Origin of the sequence: Vibrio aerogenes (assembly GCF_024346755.1) — a bacterium.
Taxonomy (GTDB): Bacteria; Pseudomonadota; Gammaproteobacteria; order Enterobacterales; family Vibrionaceae; genus Vibrio; species Vibrio aerogenes.
Map to the genome: position 1 here is coordinate 746,521 of NZ_AP024861.1, position 15,966 is coordinate 762,486.

General features: G+C 42.9%; 11 protein-coding genes, 7 tRNA genes and 3 pseudogenes. 18 read left to right on the forward strand and 3 right to left on the reverse strand.

What is annotated here, in order from left to right; translation table 11 throughout:
• Positions 1 to 19: 19 nt before the first annotated feature.
• From truD to OCV29_RS03490, 3 genes are read left to right on the forward strand one after another with little or no spacing between them, the layout of a single operon-like run.
• Positions 20 to 1,069 carry a tRNA pseudouridine(13) synthase TruD gene (gene truD, locus OCV29_RS03480; RefSeq protein ID WP_073603383.1) on the forward strand — a complete coding sequence of 350 codons (1,050 nt, stop codon included), beginning with the start codon at positions 20 to 22 and terminating at the stop codon, positions 1,067 to 1,069.
• A complete protein-coding gene (surE, locus tag OCV29_RS03485; RefSeq protein ID WP_073603382.1) occupies positions 1,066 to 1,806 on the forward strand; it encodes a 5'/3'-nucleotidase SurE in 741 nt (246 codons plus the stop codon). Before truD ends, surE begins: the two co-directional genes overlap by 4 nt.
• A gap of 5 nt (positions 1,807 to 1,811) precedes the next feature.
• Positions 1,812 to 2,438 (forward strand): protein-L-isoaspartate(D-aspartate) O-methyltransferase, encoded by a 627-nt coding sequence (locus tag OCV29_RS03490; protein ID WP_073603381.1) that lies wholly within the window; start codon positions 1,812 to 1,814, stop codon positions 2,436 to 2,438.
• 306 nt (positions 2,439 to 2,744) lie between these two features.
• On the opposite strand, the gene OCV29_RS23695 is transcribed toward OCV29_RS03490, so the two are convergent.
• A complete protein-coding gene (locus tag OCV29_RS23695) occupies positions 2,745 to 3,086 on the reverse strand; it encodes a hypothetical protein (protein ID WP_245796828.1) in 342 nt (113 codons plus the stop codon).
• Between OCV29_RS23695 and OCV29_RS23700 the strand changes: the two are divergent.
• Positions 3,058 to 3,582 (forward strand): annotated as a pseudogene (locus OCV29_RS23700) (peptidoglycan DD-metalloendopeptidase family protein); the annotation flags it as partial. The gene OCV29_RS23695 and the pseudogene OCV29_RS23700 sit on opposite strands and share 29 nt — an antisense overlap.
• Here the strand turns inward: OCV29_RS23700 and mutS are convergent.
• Both mutS and OCV29_RS03515 read right to left on the reverse strand, forming a co-directional pair.
• Positions 3,580 to 5,139, reverse strand: a pseudogene (gene mutS / locus OCV29_RS03510) (DNA mismatch repair protein MutS); the annotation flags it as partial. The pseudogenes OCV29_RS23700 and mutS overlap by 3 nt on opposite strands.
• Positions 5,140 to 5,540: 401 nt before the next feature.
• The gene (locus OCV29_RS03515; RefSeq protein WP_073603380.1) at positions 5,541 to 6,683 is read right to left on the reverse strand and encodes a flagellin; all 1,143 of its coding nucleotides are present in this window, start codon (positions 6,681 to 6,683) and stop codon (positions 5,541 to 5,543) included.
• A 326-nt stretch (positions 6,684 to 7,009) separates the two neighbouring features.
• Here OCV29_RS03515 and OCV29_RS03520 point away from each other — a divergent pair, with 326 nt between their 5' ends.
• The 14 genes and pseudogenes from OCV29_RS03520 to oadA all read left to right on the forward strand — a co-directional run bounded on the left by OCV29_RS03520 (position 7,010) and on the right by oadA (position 15,964).
• Positions 7,010 to 7,510 carry a CinA family protein gene (locus tag OCV29_RS03520; RefSeq protein ID WP_073603379.1) on the forward strand — a complete coding sequence of 167 codons (501 nt, stop codon included), beginning with the start codon at positions 7,010 to 7,012 and terminating at the stop codon, positions 7,508 to 7,510.
• Between the two features lie 133 nt (positions 7,511 to 7,643).
• Positions 7,644 to 8,708 carry a recombinase RecA gene (gene recA / locus OCV29_RS03525; RefSeq protein WP_073603378.1) on the forward strand — a complete coding sequence of 355 codons (1,065 nt, stop codon included), beginning with the start codon at positions 7,644 to 7,646 and terminating at the stop codon, positions 8,706 to 8,708.
• A gap of 59 nt (positions 8,709 to 8,767) precedes the next feature.
• The gene (locus OCV29_RS03530) at positions 8,768 to 9,247 is read left to right on the forward strand and encodes a regulatory protein RecX (protein WP_245796806.1); all 480 of its coding nucleotides are present in this window, start codon (positions 8,768 to 8,770) and stop codon (positions 9,245 to 9,247) included.
• Positions 9,248 to 9,386: 139 nt separating this feature from the next.
• The gene (alaS, locus tag OCV29_RS03535; protein WP_073603376.1) at positions 9,387 to 11,969 is read left to right on the forward strand and encodes an alanine--tRNA ligase; all 2,583 of its coding nucleotides are present in this window, start codon (positions 9,387 to 9,389) and stop codon (positions 11,967 to 11,969) included.
• Positions 11,970 to 12,511: 542 nt separating this feature from the next.
• On the forward strand, positions 12,512 to 12,712 hold the full coding sequence (gene csrA, locus OCV29_RS03540) for a carbon storage regulator CsrA (RefSeq protein ID WP_073603375.1): 201 nt from the start codon (positions 12,512 to 12,514) through the stop codon (positions 12,710 to 12,712).
• Positions 12,713 to 12,881: 169 nt separating this feature from the next.
• A tRNA-Ser gene (locus OCV29_RS03545) sits at positions 12,882 to 12,974 on the forward strand.
• Positions 12,975 to 13,004: 30 nt separating this feature from the next.
• Positions 13,005 to 13,081: transfer RNA gene (locus tag OCV29_RS03550), tRNA-Arg, on the forward strand.
• Positions 13,082 to 13,095: 14 nt separating this feature from the next.
• A tRNA-Arg gene (locus OCV29_RS03555) sits at positions 13,096 to 13,172 on the forward strand.
• 14 nt (positions 13,173 to 13,186) lie between these two features.
• Positions 13,187 to 13,263 (forward strand) — tRNA-Arg (locus tag OCV29_RS03560).
• 33 nt (positions 13,264 to 13,296) lie between these two features.
• A tRNA-Arg gene (locus OCV29_RS03565) sits at positions 13,297 to 13,373 on the forward strand.
• Positions 13,374 to 13,377: 4 nt separating this feature from the next.
• A tRNA-Ser gene (locus OCV29_RS03570) sits at positions 13,378 to 13,470 on the forward strand.
• A 26-nt stretch (positions 13,471 to 13,496) separates the two neighbouring features.
• Positions 13,497 to 13,573: transfer RNA gene (locus OCV29_RS03575), tRNA-Arg, on the forward strand.
• Positions 13,574 to 13,882: 309 nt separating this feature from the next.
• Complete coding sequence (locus OCV29_RS03580) at positions 13,883 to 14,149, forward strand: oxaloacetate decarboxylase subunit gamma (protein ID WP_073603374.1); 267 nt, start codon at positions 13,883 to 13,885, stop codon at positions 14,147 to 14,149.
• 22 nt (positions 14,150 to 14,171) lie between these two features.
• Positions 14,172 to 15,964 (forward strand): annotated as a pseudogene (gene oadA / locus OCV29_RS03585) (sodium-extruding oxaloacetate decarboxylase subunit alpha).
• The last annotated feature ends 2 nt before the right edge of the window (positions 15,965 to 15,966 follow it).

The following is a 15,966-nucleotide window of genomic DNA, read 5'->3' on the forward strand; positions in this document are numbered from 1 at the left end:
CATTTGCAGAGGTGTATTCATGTCAAATGATATTCTGGCTGATTTAGCTTACTTATATGGACAACCAACGGTAAAGGCAAAGTTTAAAGAAAAACCAGAGCACTTTATTGTCAAAGAAAATTTGGGTTTTTCTCCCGATGGAGATGGGGAACATCTTTTTGTTCGTATCCGTAAGACCGGGGAAAATACACGCTTTGTTGCAAATGAATTAGCAAAAGCTTGTGGCGTGAAATCAAAAGATGTCAGCTGGGCTGGTTTGAAAGACCGGCATGCGATTACTGAGCAATGGCTGAGTGTCTGTTTACCCAAACAGGATAACCCTGACTTTTCATCATTTCTTTCCCAATATCCTCAAATTGAGATCCTTGATATAAGCCGTCACCGCAAAAAATTAAGGCCGGGAGAACTCAAAGAGAATCACTTTCAAATTACACTGACATCGGTTTCTGATATGGGTGATGTTTTGCGCCGGCTGGAATATATTCAGCGAGATGGTGTTCCGAATTATTTCGGCACTCAGCGCTTTGGACATGACGGAAATAATGTCCGGGAAGCAAGGCGTTGGGGGCGGGATAATGTACGTACGCGAAATCAGTCTCAGCGAAGTTTATATTTGTCAGCAGCACGTTCCTGGATTTTTAATCACATTGTCTCTGAAAGGATTCAGCAAGGGCTGTTTGATCAGTTAATCTGTGGTGATATCGCTTTAGTTCAGGGAGAGTTTGTTCTGGTGACAGAGGATAATCTTGTGGCACTGAATCAGACATTGTCTGAAGGGCTGTCGCATATTTCCGGCGCGTTGGCTGGTGATAATGAGTTACCAACAGTCGGCAAAGTCTCAGATCTTGAGCAAGGATGTCTGGATGCCGAACCGGATTTGATGAAGCTTATCCGGGGAAATCGTATGCAGCACGATCGCCGGAAATTATCTCTTAAACCTAACCAATTGAATTGGAAGGTGAAAGAGAATGAGGTTATATTAGATTTTTCTCTGGATGCCGGATGTTTTGCAACATCAGTGCTGAGAGAACTGATTGAATTTATTCCTGTGGAGAGAGTTTTCGAATGAAAATCTTGCTGAGTAATGATGACGGTGTATATGCGCGGGGAATTCGTGTTCTGGCTGATGCATTGAAAGATATCGCCGAGATTATTATCGTTGCGCCAGACCGGAACCGTTCCGGAGCTTCTAATTCTCTGACTTTAGAGCATCCTTTACGTGTGAATGAAATTGCTCCAGGCACATTCTCAGTGCAGGGGACGCCAACAGATTGCGTGCATTTTGCTCTGAATGAGCTGTTGAGAGACGATTTACCTGAGTTAGTTTTGAGTGGTATTAATCATGGGGCAAATTTAGGCGATGATGTGCTTTATTCAGGTACTGTTGCTGCCGCGATGGAAGGACATTTTTTAGGTGTTCAGTCAATTGCATTTTCTTTAGTCGGTGAAACACATTTTAATACTGCAGCGCAGATTGCCCGTGAATTAGTTTTACAGCATATTCGATCACCTATCCCGACAAATCGGCTATTAAATGTCAACATTCCTGATGTGCCCTATGAGCATGTTGCCGGTACTTTAGTCACCCGGTTGGGAGCGCGTCATCATGCTGAAACGATGATCAGACAGAAGGATCCCAGAGGACATGATATTTTTTGGTTAGGTCCACCGGGAAAAGAACAGGATGCCGGCGAAGGAACAGATTTTTATACTGTTGATCATGGATATGTTTCTTTGACTCCTCTGCAGGTTGATTTGACTGCTCATGAGTCAATTATTCGTATGACTGATTGGTTAAAAGGATAGGTGCCATGTCAAATCCACTCGCTGATAAGTTGGTTTATTTTCTTGTCAGAAGCGGTATTGATGACAAACGTATATTAGAAGCAATACGTGAATTGCCCAGAGAACATTTTGTTTCTCAGGCTATGATTCATCAGGCTTATGATAATAATGCTTTACCGATAGGTCAGGGGCAGACCATATCTCAGCCTTATATTGTTGCTAAAATGACGCAATTGTTAAATTTATCACCAAATAGTCGCGTACTTGAGGTTGGAACAGGCTCAGGCTATCAGACTGCTGTATTGGCCCGGTTAGTTGAGCATGTTTTTTCAATAGAGAGAATTAAATCGTTACAGTGGGATGCGAAACGTCGGCTGAGAAAGCTTGATATTTATAATGTGTCTATGAAACATGGCGATGGATGGCTTGGATGGGAAGCTAAGGGGCCGTTTGATGCGATTATTGTAACAGCAGCTGCAAAGAGCGTTCCTCTGGCTTTGCTGGAACAACTGGCGGAAGGGGGATGTTTAGTGATTCCTGTTGGAGAGAGTGAACAAACGTTATTGAAAATTATCCGGGAGGGAGAATCCTTTCATTCCGAAGAGATTGAGATGGTTCGCTTTGTACCACTTATTGCTGGCGATTTAGCATAGCTGATTGATTATGGCGAATAAGATCCGGTGTTTAATTATCATGTTTCTATCTGCTTATATGGCAGGTTGTACTTCGCCATTTCCGGCACCGGTTTCCGGACTGGAACGTGACTATGACAGTCTTTCTCGGGGGAGTTACCGGGGAAGTTATTATAAAGTCAGGGAAGGCGATACGCTGTACTTTATATCTTATGTCACGGATAAAGATGTGAATGATATTATTCGTTATAATCATTTGTCTCCGCCATATACTATTTATCCCGGGCAGGAGTTGCTCTTGTGGCGGCCAGTATATACGCCTCCTGTTCATGGAAAATCTTCTGATTCATCGCCATCTGTTATGACTGATACTGTTATTCCATCTGCAGCAAAAACAGTTGCCGTCGCTAAAGCTTCCACAATTCCTGCTGCAGTTACATCAACAAATATTGTTCCGAAAATAAGAATCAAGAAGAAAGTTGTCCCTAAAAAAAGCAGTATTGTAAACAAACAGACAGTGAAACATCCGGTGAATTCATCTCCGCCAGCCCATAAAACCAAAACAAATATAGTAACTAAAAGTAAAGGTGAGACACCGGTCAAGAAAAAAGGTAACGAGGTAACTAATGTCTCACTTAAAAATTCTAAATATGCGCAAAATGCTAACAAAATAAGAAATAAACATACGAAAGTTTCAAAAAAACCAGCAAAAAGTATTGAACGATCTCAGGCAAAAAGGTATGGTGAATCAGAAGGTAAAAAAAATGTTAATAAATCTATAATAAAGTCAAAATCTGGTAATTCGAAAATAGACAAATGGATTTGGCCAACGAAAGGGAGGGTTATCCGCAAGTTTTCAATTGGTGATCAGGGGAACAAAGGCATTGATATTGCCGGAAGGCGTGGACAGCCTGTGGTATCTTCTGCATCCGGAACCGTAGTTTATTCCGGAAATGCACTCAGAGGATACGGTAACCTTGTAATTATTAAACACAATGACAAGTATCTGAGCGCTTACGCGCACAATGATCAGTTGCTAGTGAAGGAAGGACAAAATGTAAAAGCTGGCCAAAAAATAGCGACAATGGGCAGTTCCGGAACTAATAAAGTTCGTTTGCATTTTGAGATTCGCTATCAGGGTAAGCCAGTCAATCCAAAACGCTACTTTATCTTCATGTTCTTTCAGCTCTGGGATGATATAGCGCTCTGCGTTTTTAAGGGTTTGCCTCCGGATATAGTGAGCCGGAACCAGATGGCTTTGACCTCGGCTGACCTGAATATAAAAACCATGAACATTGTTATAGCCAACCTTCAGGGTGTCAATATCGTGACGTTCTCTTTCCTGCTTTTCCAGCTCTTCTAAATAGGCAGTAGCACCACTTGCCAAATCACGCCATTTATCGAGTTCACTATCGTAACCATGCGCGATTACCCCCCCATCCCGGATTACAACTGGCGGATTTTCGACGATAGCGGATTCAAGAAGCTGGGCTACTGAATCCAGCGGTTGACACTCAAATGCCAGTTGCTTTAAGTAAGGATGACGGACATTCTGAATTAATTCTTGTAGTGCCGGTAATTGATACATCGCATGACGCAGTCTCGCAAGATCTCTGGGACGCGCCGAACGGATTGCCAGCCGCGCTAATATTCGTTCAATATCACCAACCTGTTTCAGGACCGGGGAAAGATCCGAAAACAGTCCTGAATCTTTGATCTCGTGAATTGCATCAAGTCTGTTATTCAGTGTTTCTGTATGACGTGTTGGTTGGTGAATCCAGCGTTTGAGCATCCGGCTCCCCATTGGAGTGGCTGAATAATCAAGAATGTCGGCCAGAGTATTATCTGTTCCGCCAGATAAATTCTGAGTCAGCTCCAGATTCCTGCGGGTTGATGCGTCCATCATGACTGATTGATCCTGCCGATCAATCGTCAGTGAGCGAATGTGTGGTAAAGCAGTACGCTGGGTATCTTTTACATACTGGATCAAACAACCTGCCGCACAAAGTCCGGTTTTTGCATCTTCAACACCAAAACCGATCAGATCTTTTGTTCCAAACTGCTGGTTTAACTGTTGTCTGGCTGTCTCCAGTTCAAATTCCCAAATCGGGCGTCTGCGGTTACCTTTTCTGTTTTCAAGCAAATTGAGCGCCTGAAAATCTTCAGGATACAGTAACTCTTTAGGTGTTGTTCGCTGAAGTTCTGCCGCCATAGCTTCCTCTGTATCTGTTTCACAGAGTTGAAAACGGCCGGAAGTGATATCCAGTGTGGCATAACCAAAGTTTTGTTCAGTTTGATAAATTGCTGCAATCAGGTTATCAGTTCTTTCTGGTAAAAGCGCTTCATCTGTCACTGTTCCTGGTGTGACAATCCGGACAATTTTTCGTTCAACCGGCCCTTTACTGGTAGCCGGATCGCCAATTTGTTCACAAATAGCAACCGATTCTCCCATTTGAACCAGTTTAGCAAGATACCCTTCTACAGCATGAAAAGGAACACCAGCCATCGGAATCGGTTCACCTGCAGAGCTGCCTCTTTTAGTCAGGGATATATCCAGTAATTGTGAAGCGCGTTTTGCATCATCATAAAAAAGCTCATAGAAATCTCCCATACGGTAGAACAGCAAGATATCCGGATTCTCTGACTTAAGCCTCAGATACTGCTGCATCATGGGTGTGTGTTTTACTTCATTTGGACTGATTTTACGGGTGCTTTTTGCCATTTTATCTTTTAAAACCGGTGAGTTATATTTTCTTGAGTTTCATTTGTTCTCGGTAAATTTACGCAATGTACATGCTTGAGTATGCCCTGCTTAACATTTAGCAGGAAAGGGCATGGCACTTGATAAGCCATAGAACGAAATCACTAACTGAAACTGGAATTATTTTCAATTCGGTGGTGTCTGAACACGAATTTCTTTAAGCACGAAGAGTAGCAAACCTATAAGCAGTAGAGCAATGGGAGACTGATACAGTCATCCTCGTGTTTTGGCGAAAAACGCAAATCAGGATGATAGTTTTACCGCTATACGGATCTTGGGATACATGATTTGTGGTTACTTTCAGTGAAGCTCTGTATGAACCAGAAGCTATTTTAATCAGGCTTGCCTTATATTATGGTCATTTATCCCAGCAGGTTAAGGGCAGAATTAGGGGCTTGTTTAGCCTGAGCTAATACAGAGGTTGAAACTTGTTGTAAGATCTGTGATTTCGTCATACTGGTCGCATCTTTCGCAAAATCAGTATCTCTGATTTGGCTTTTCGACGCGTGAACATTTTCATTAATATTTTCTAAGTTATTGATTGCATGACTTAACCTGTTTTGAAATGCGCCCAGGTCCGCTCTTTGAGAGTCAACATATTTTAATGCCGCGTCAACCATTGCAATACCCCGCTGGGCGCCGCCGACACTGGTTACATCGAGGTCATTAATGGTTTCCCATCCCTGATAAAAAGGACTTAACTCATCAACAAGAGGTCCTTTCACCTCGATTGAATGATCCATTAAATCAAGACTGGCCATGAAGACCTGTAAGCGTCCTTTTTCATCCACCGATGCTGTGACCAGATCCTGCTGTCCGTTCATACGGGTCGCAATTTCCTCAATATCATCACCTTTCTTGAGATCAAAAGTAATTTCCTGATTATTTTCAGCATCGATGGTGTCGGTGAGTGTGACGGTCATCGATGAGTCCTCTGATAAGTGCCAGTCCGGGTTTTTACCTTCTGTCGTGGTTAAAAAGGTAGATCCGCCTGTCAATAAATTATCTGAGCGCATATCTTTCAGAGACAAAATAATAGCCTCACCGCTGTCGGAACCAATCTGAAATGATTTGGGACCATAGGTTCCATTCAGTAATTTTGTTCCCCCGTAGGCGGTTGTTTCTGCAATTCTGTTGAGCTCGTCATTGAGTGCAGTGACTTCATGCTGAATCGCTGCACGGTCTTCTTTCGTATTTGATCCATTAGCCGATTGAAGTGAAAGGTCCCTGATTCTCTGAAGAATATCTGTTGCTTCTTGCATCGCACCTTCAGCTGTTTGTGCGATGGAAATACCATCATTTGCATTGCGGACTGCGACATCCAGCCCACGGTTTTCAACATGAAGCCGGTTTGATATTTGTAAACCGGCCGCATCATCCTTTGCACTATTGATTTTGAAACCAGATGACAGACGTTCCATTGAGGCACTCAAGTGACCAGATGTTTTGTTTAAGTACCGTTGGGCTGTCATTGCTGCAATGTTGGTTTTCACATTTACTGTCATACTGGCGTTCCAATTTTTGTATCGATATCGCGATAAGTGATTCTGTTGCTAATACATCAAACACTATCGACACCATATAACAAAACTTTAATTCCAGCATACTGATTTGTTATCACAGCAGATATGAATGAAACACTTTCTTCAGACTGAATGGAAGAGGTCAGATTGTTAGTTGGGATTGAGATCCGGTGATTTCATAAAAAAGGATGTCATCTTTTCATTTTTACACCGAACCTGGTTTTATTTTTCACACCATACGACTTTAGTTTTTCTCTATAGCGGCCTAGGATACATCTTTCTCTTTCGGAAAATTAAAGGAGTAGCCGTTGGATTTACATGAATCTTTGAGTCAGAAAGTCGGGGAGAAGCTGAGAGAATCAAGTCATATGCTTGTTACAGCTGAATCATGTACCGGAGGTGCGATTGCTACGTCTGTAACGGCGATCGCAGGTAGTTCATTATGGTTTGACCGCGCTTTTATTACTTATAGCAATGCAGCTAAGATGGAAATGTTGACTGTGAGTGCTGAAATATTGGAAGAATATGGTGCGGTCAGTGAGCCAACAGTTTTAGCGATGGTCGATGGTGCACTCAAGTATTCCAGAGCATCAATTGCTATATCTGTCAGTGGTATCGCGGGGCCCGGGGGTGGAACTGCAGACAAACCTGTAGGTACAGTATGTTTTGCGTGGAAAGATACCCGTGGCTGGCAAAAAGCTGAAACCGTTCACTTTACAGGTGACAGAGAGCAGATCAGAGCCCAGGCGGTTTACCATGCACTTAATGTGTTATACGACTATTTATGTCGGCAAACGATAAATTCGTAGCATTTCAAAGCAATGAAGATTTTTACGATTTATATATAGACACTGTATGAATCTACAGTATAATTAGTTCTATTCGAATTCGGGGAAACCCGCAAGATCATCTGACAGCAAGAATCGTAGTCTGGAGAGAGTAATGGACGAGAATAAGCAAAAAGCATTAGCGGCGGCACTGGGGCAAATTGAGAAACAGTTTGGTAAAGGCTCGATTATGCGGCTTGGCGATAACCGTGCTATGGATGTTGAATCAGTTTCAACCGGTTCATTATCTCTGGATATTGCTTTAGGTGCTGGCGGTCTGCCGATGGGACGTATTGTGGAAATATATGGTCCTGAATCATCAGGTAAAACGACTTTAACACTTGAAGTCATTGCTGCGGCACAGAGAGAAGGGAAAACCTGTGCTTTTATCGATGCTGAACATGCTTTGGACCCGGTTTATGCGAAAAAATTAGGCGTTGACATTGATGCCTTGCTGGTTTCTCAGCCTGATACTGGTGAGCAAGCGCTGGAAATTTGTGATGCACTTGCCCGGTCCGGTGCGATTGATGTCATGGTTGTAGACTCCGTTGCTGCATTAACCCCAAAAGCAGAAATTGAGGGTGAAATGGGCGATAGCCATATGGGCTTACAGGCCCGGATGCTATCTCAGGCAATGCGTAAATTGACCGGTAACCTCAAGCAATCAAACTGTTTGTGTATTTTCATCAACCAAATCCGGATGAAGATTGGTGTGATGTTTGGAAACCCAGAAACAACAACCGGTGGGAATGCCCTGAAATTTTATGCATCTGTCCGTCTGGATATTCGTCGTACAGGCGCAATTAAAGAAGGCGATGAGGTTGTTGGTAACGAAACAAGAATTAAAGTTGTAAAAAATAAAGTTGCAGCGCCATTTAAAGAAGCTAATACACAAATTATGTATGGCCAGGGTTTTAACCGTGAAGGCGAACTGGTTGACTTAGGTGTCAAACATAAAATGATTGAGAAAGCAGGTGCTTGGTATAGCTATAATGGTGATAAGATCGGTCAGGGTAAAGCCAATGCCTGTAAGTTCCTGAGAGAAAATGCAGAAGTAGGTAAAACGATTGAAGCCAAACTGCGTGAATTATTACTGAGTAACGAAACAATTACTGATTCAGAAGAAGAGAGTGTAGCCGAACCGGCTTCTCAGGCTGATAATCAGCAAAGTGAAGTATAATTTTCTGTTTTTGTTATGAGCCCTGCAAATGCAGGGCTTTTTTGTAATGGAGAATGAATTTGAAGCATCAGTCTTCAGGTCACATTTCATGTAAAGATGCTGCTGTTCGTTTGCTTGCCCGCAGGGATTACAGCGAATCAGAATTGTGTACCAAACTTGAGACTAAAGGGTATACAGAGCGAGAAATTTCTGAAACTTGCCGATGGTGTAAACAGGCGGGCTATCTGGATGATTTACGTTATGCAGAACTGCTGGTCAGACAATATTTGAAAAAAGGATATGGCGAGTTAAAAATTCGATATACGATGAAGCAAAAGGTATCAGAAACAATCATTCAAGCGGTCTTAGATGAAGACGATATCGACTGGTATGAGCAGGCAAGACAAACAGCTGAAAAAAAGTATGCCTCGTCCACAGTATCCGGTGAACAAAAAGAATATGCCAGACGGGTTCGTTTCCTTCAATCCCGGGGGTTTAATTTCGAACAGATTCAATATGCGCTGAAAAATATATGTTCACATATGGGTACAAAGGGATGATAGCTTTTTCTGTCAGTCTCTTTTCCTGTATTCCCAGAATATGGTGAGGAAGTTATCACAGAGATGACTTAGATATAACCTTGCTTTACAATAAGCCAAATTTTTCATTGATCCATTTTAATATTTTCAGGAACAGCGCATGTATATGAGCACTGATGAGGTTCGTCAAGCGTTCCTCTCGTTCTTTGAATCCAAAGGACACCAAATTGTTGATAGTTCGTCATTGGTCCCGGTAAATGACCCAACGCTGCTTTTTACAAATGCAGGGATGAACCAGTTTAAAGATTATTTTCTGGGTTTAGAAAAACGTGATTATTCTCGTGCGGTTACTGCACAGCGATGTGTTCGCGCTGGTGGTAAGCATAATGACCTGGAAAATGTAGGTTTTACTGCACGTCATCATACCTTTTTTGAAATGCTGGGTAATTTTAGCTTTGGCGATTATTTCAAGAAAGACGCAATCCAGTATGCATGGGACTTCCTGACACAGGTTCTTCAGCTACCTAAAGAGCGTCTTTTAGTCACTGTATATCAAACTGATGATGAAGCTTTTGATATCTGGAACAAGCAGATAGGTGTTTCTGAAGAGCGGATTATTCGGATTGGTGACAAAAAGGGTGGTAAACCCTATGAATCAGATAATTTCTGGCAAATGGGAGATACCGGACCATGTGGGCCTTGCTCTGAAATATTTTATGATCACGGTGATCATATCTGGGGCGGTCCTCCTGGCTCTCCTGAAGAAGATGGCGACCGGTTTATAGAAATCTGGAACATCGTTTTCATGCAGTTTAACCGTCAGGCTGACGGCAGCATGAATCCGTTACCAAAGCCTTCTGTTGATACTGGCATGGGAATTGAGCGTATTTCTGCCATCATGCAGAATGTTCATTCTAATTATGAAATTGATGTATTCCAGCGATTAATTAAAGAAACAGCAGATGTGATTGGATTTGAAGATCTGTCTAATCAGTCGTTAAGAGTTGTTGCTGACCATATCCGCTCATGTGCATTTTTGATTGTTGATGGTGTTATTCCGTCAAATGAAGGCCGGGGTTATGTTCTGCGGCGTATTATCCGTCGCGCTGTACGCCATGGAAATAAGCTTGGAGCTACCGATTCTTTCTTCCATAAATTAGTTGCGCCACTTATTGAAGTCATGGGAAGTGCTGGCGGAGAGCTTAAGAAACAGCAGGCAATTGTTGAGAAAGTGCTTCGTGCCGAGGAAGAAAATTTTGGCAGAACACTTGAGCGTGGAATGACCATCCTTGATGAAGCATTGAAAAACCTTGATGGTAAAGTGCTCGATGGGGAAACCGTATTTAAGTTATATGATACTTATGGATTTCCGGCAGATTTAACCAATGATGTAGCCCGTGAGCATGGTTTATCAATTGATGAGGCTGGTTTTGAGCAGGCAATGGAAGCTCAGCGTCAGAGAGCTCGTGAGTCTGGTCATTTTGGAACAGATTATAACTCTGCTATCAAAGTTGATTCATCTACAGCATTTTGTGGATACACAGATGTGGAAAAAAATGCACAGATTATTTCTGTTTATGTCGATGGGCAGGCGGTAGATAGTCTCCGGGAGGGAGATAGTGCAATTCTTGTTCTGGATGAAACTCCTTTTTATGCTGAATCTGGTGGTCAGTGTGGAGACTCTGGTGTCATCCGTAGTGCCTCAGGGAATTTTATTGTCAACGACACTCAGAAATCTGGTGATGCAATTCTTCATTATGGCGTTTTAACTTCAGGTCATTTAACAGCAGAAACCGATGTTGAAGCGGTTGTGGATGCCGGGAGACGAAAAGCAATTTCTTTGAATCACTCTGCCACTCACTTACTGCATGCTGCATTGCGTCAGGTGCTTGGCTCTCATGTTGCTCAGAAAGGCTCCTTAGTGAAAGCAGAGAACCTGCGTTTTGACTTCTCTCATCTGGAGGCTGTCACGCCTGAAGAATTGAAAAAAGTTGAACGTTTGGTGAATCAGGAAATTCGTAAGAATCATATTATTGAGACCCAGCTGATGGATCTGGAAGCCGCCAAAGCCAAAGGTGCTATGGCTCTGTTTGGTGAGAAATATGATAGCCAGGTCAGGGTTCTCTCCATGGGTGATTTTTCTACGGAACTCTGTGGTGGCATTCATGCTTCTCATACCGGTGATATTGGTTTATTCAGGATTACTTCTGAAAGTGGTATTGCCGCAGGAATTCGTCGTATTGAAGCTGTGACTGGTGAGGCGGCTCTTGATTCTCTTGAAGAGCAAAAAGACTCTTATGAGACTAAATTATCAGATATCTCAGCCAAAAATAAATTACTGGAAAAAGAAATTCAGCAACTGAAAGACAAACTGGCCTCACAGGCTGGTGCGAACTTAACTCAGCAGGTGAAAGAGATTTCCGGCGTTAAAGTATTAGTTGCGCAGTTGAATGGTGCGGACAATAAGGCTTTAAGAGGCATGGTTGATGAACTCAAAAATCAGCTGGGGAGTGGCGTTATTATGCTGGGCAATGTTTCCGGTGATAAAGTCGGTCTCATTGCCGGAGTAACGAAGGATCTGATATCCAGAGTCAAAGCCGGAGACTTGGTCAATATGGTTGCTCAACAAGTCGGCGGTAAAGGTGGTGGCCGACCTGATATGGCTCAGGCTGGCGGGAGTGATGTGCAAGCGTTGCCACAAGCGTTAAGTTCTGTCGATGAGTGGCTGGAAAGCCGATTGTAAAAAACAGATGACACTATAAAAATATCTATACGTTCATCTGACTGAATAGAAAATTGCCAAGTGGTCGACGGGAAGTTATCTTAGGCCGCTTGGTTTTATTTTCTGGTATAGCTAAGATAAATTTTATACGTTTTTAAATTTTCAAACATAGATTTGTGGTTCTGTCTTAAATCATATTTTACGGTTTTGTTTTACAAACAGAGATTGTTTTCAACCCACATCAACTTTTTCTGTATTGCCAGGTGTGTAAAGTACCTGGAGTGTGATCAAAAGTGCATTATAAAAAGTTTGAGTGTCAAAACAGGGTGTTGGCTCAATATTGATACTAGTGTTTAAAGATAGAATTCGCAGTAATATATTTCGGTAATTAATCTGAACTCATTTGGTATCTGATTAGTCATAATCAGGCATACAATGTTTAAGGATTGACTTTCTGTTCAATTTTAGAGATTGATTTTCATTAGATTGTTTACCTGAAAAGATTTTTTATAAGATAATTATTGAGAAGCAAGGTAAATCAGAGATTACTCAAGGAGCCAAGAATGCTAATTTTGACTCGCCGTGTGGGCGAAACGCTAATGATAGGTGATGAAGTCACGGTAACTGTACTCGGTGTAAAAGGTAACCAGGTGCGGATTGGTGTTAATGCTCCGAAAGAAGTATCAGTCCATCGTGAAGAAATATACATGCGTATACAGTCAGAAAAAGGAAATGGTAACTCAAGTTCACCAACCGGTTACTGAGTTTTACAGGCTAACATCATTGTTAGCCTTTTCCCCGTCAGGTACTCATAAAAATATCTTTTTGTTTCGTTTTGATTAAATAGACAACATTCAGTTTGTTTTTTGCTGATTTTTCCAAGAAAATGTTTGACATATTTTTGGTAAATCGTAATATGTGCCTCCGCAAGACGGTGAGGTGGCCGAGAGGCTGAAGGCGCTCCCCTGCTAAGGGAGTATACGGTTTGTAGCCGTATCGAGGGTTCGAATCCCTCCCTCACCGCCATTGTTATTATGTGTTAGTTCACATGAAAGCGCGCTCGTAGCTCAGCTGGATAGAGTACCTGGCTACGAACCAGGCGGTCGAAGGTTCGAATCCTTCCGAGCGCGCCATTATTGAATAGTACGCGTCCGTAGCTCAGCTGGATAGAGTACCTGGCTACGAACCAGGCGGTCGAAGGTTCGAATCCTTCCGGACGCGCCATTATTGAATAGTACGCGTCCGTAGCTCAGCTGGATAGAGTACCTGGCTACGAACCAGGCGGTCGAAGGTTCGAATCCTTCCGGACGCGCCATTCAATAGATTTCAGATATAAAAATAAAAATGCGCGCTCGTAGCTCAGCTGGATAGAGTACCTGGCTACGAACCAGGCGGTCGAAGGTTCGAATCCTTCCGAGCGCGCCATGTTGGTGAGGTGGCCGAGAGGCTGAAGGCGCTCCCCTGCTAAGGGAGTATACGGTTTGTAGCCGTATCGAGGGTTCGAATCCCTCCCTCACCGCCATATTTTATTTAAAATCAGTTTATTGCGCGCTCGTAGCTCAGCTGGATAGAGTACCTGGCTACGAACCAGGCGGTCGAAGGTTCGAATCCTTCCGAGCGCGCCATCTCTTCTTCTTTTTCATTCCTTCCTGATTCTGTTTGTAAAGCAGGATATTTGGTTTTTACTGCCCATATCTTTGAATCTCTTTCCAGTATGAATTCAAATTATTTTCTTCTATTTGTATTTAACTCATTGTCCGGGTGATTATTTCTATACCTTCCTCTCAGTATTTGTGTGTTTTTTGCTCAATACTATGGTCTGTTCATATTCTGCTGTCAGATATTTTTTGATTGATTTAAGCCAAACAAGACACATACAGAGATTGAATCGATTATTTGTTCGCTGAAGTTTTTAAAGACGGGGAGGAAGTGTGATGAATCACGTAGAAAGTTTACTGATCGAAGCTTCAACCTTAATGGTAACCGGAATGTTAGTTGTTTTTTTATTCCTTACTCTAATGGTTTTAGCCGTAACATTAATGTCCAAAATTCTTCCTGAGGAAACTCCGGATCTGTCACCAGATTCCCTGACTGCAAAAGAGAATTCCTCAATACCATCAGAAAACGGGCCCGGAGCCCCGGTTATTGCTGCTATTTCTGCTGCTGTTCATCAATACCGCTCATCGATAACTCGTTCATAGTTATAATAACAAGGAGTTTTTCATGTCTAACTCATTAGCGTTGACCGACGTGGTCCTCAGAGATGCTCACCAATCATTGTTTGCTACCCGAATGCGTATTGATGATATGCTGCCTATCGCTTCCGCTTTGGATGATGTTGGTTATTGGTCTTTAGAAACTTGGGGGGTGCGACCTTTGATGCATGCATTCGTTTTCTCGGAGAAGATCCCTGGGAGCGATTAAGAATACTGAAGAAAGCGATGCCTAAAACACCCATGCAAATGCTCTTAAGGGGGCAAAACTTATTGGGTTATCGTCATTATGCTGATGATGTTGTCGAAAAGTTTATCGAACGGGCCCATTTGAATGGCATGGATGTGTTTCGTATTTTTGATGCCATGAATGATGTCCGCAACTTCAAACAAGCCGTAAAAAGTGTAATTGATGTTGGTGCACATGCTCAGGGGACACTGTCCTACACTACGAGCCCGGTACACAATATTGATATGTGGGTTGATCTCGCCCGGCGTTTGGAAGATCTGGGGTGTCATTCTATTTGTATTAAAGACATGGCTGGCTTGCTGAAACCTTATGATGCCGAGGTGCTGATCAGACGAATTAAGTCATCCTGTGATGTTCCTTTAGCGCTGCATTGTCATGCGACAACCGGGTTATCGACTGCCACTGCTATTAAAGCCGTTGAAGCTGGTATTGATATTATGGATACAGCAATCTCTTCAATGAGCCAGACCTATGGACACACGCCGACAGAAACCATGATTGCGATGCTCGAAGGGACTGAGCGTGATACGAAACTAAATTTATCTCAGATCGAGCCCATTGCTGCATACTTTCGGGATGTCCGTAAAAAGTACGCTCAGTGGGAAGGACAGTTGAAGGGGGTTGATTCCAGAATATTAATCGCGCAGGTACCCGGAGGAATGCTGACCAATATGGAAGGGCAGCTTAAAGCTCAGGGAGCCGTTGAACGCCTGGATGAAGTGCTTGCAGAAATTCCGGGTGTACGGAAAGATCTCGGCTATATTCCTCTGGTCACACCCACCTCCCAGATTGTCGGCACTCAGGCTGTCATTAACGTGTTGATGGGAGAGCGTTATCAGTCTGTTACCAAGGAAACCGCTGGTATTCTAAGAGGAGAATATGGCGCGACACCTGCAAAAGTGAATCAGGAATTACAATCCAGAGTACTTGCAGGTGAACAACCGATATCATGCCGGCCTGCCGATTTGTTGTCCTCTGAATTAGAAATGCTGAAGCAAGACTTACTTGAAAAAGCGCGGACAGAAAATATCAAGCTTGCAGATGAACAAATCGATGATGTTTTGACATATGCCTTATTCCCACAAGTGGGCCTGAAATTCCTCAAGAACAGAAATAATCCGGATGCCTTTGAACCGGCGCCAGTTGAAGGGAATGAACAGAAACCACAGGCGCAGAATGCTCCATCATCCAGCCATAGAATTGAAACCTACAGCGTAAAAGTCGATGGTAAAATCTATGATGTTGAAGTCGGACCTCAGGGACAGTTAACTCACGTCAAACCTGCGGATGATAGTGCTGTTTCACCTGAGCGCCCGGTGAATATACCCGAAGATGAGCGCTGTACAGAAATTAAGTCACCCCTTTCCGGAACTATCTTCAAGCTGTGCACCGGGGTTGGACAGAGTGTGAATGAGGGGGATGTTTTGATGGTACTGGAAGCCATGAAAATGGAAACAGAAGTCCGGGCTGCTCAAAACTGTACGATTCGTGAAATTTTGGTAAAAGAGGGTGATTCAGTCTCAGCAGGTTCACTTTTACTCACAACAGTGTAAGG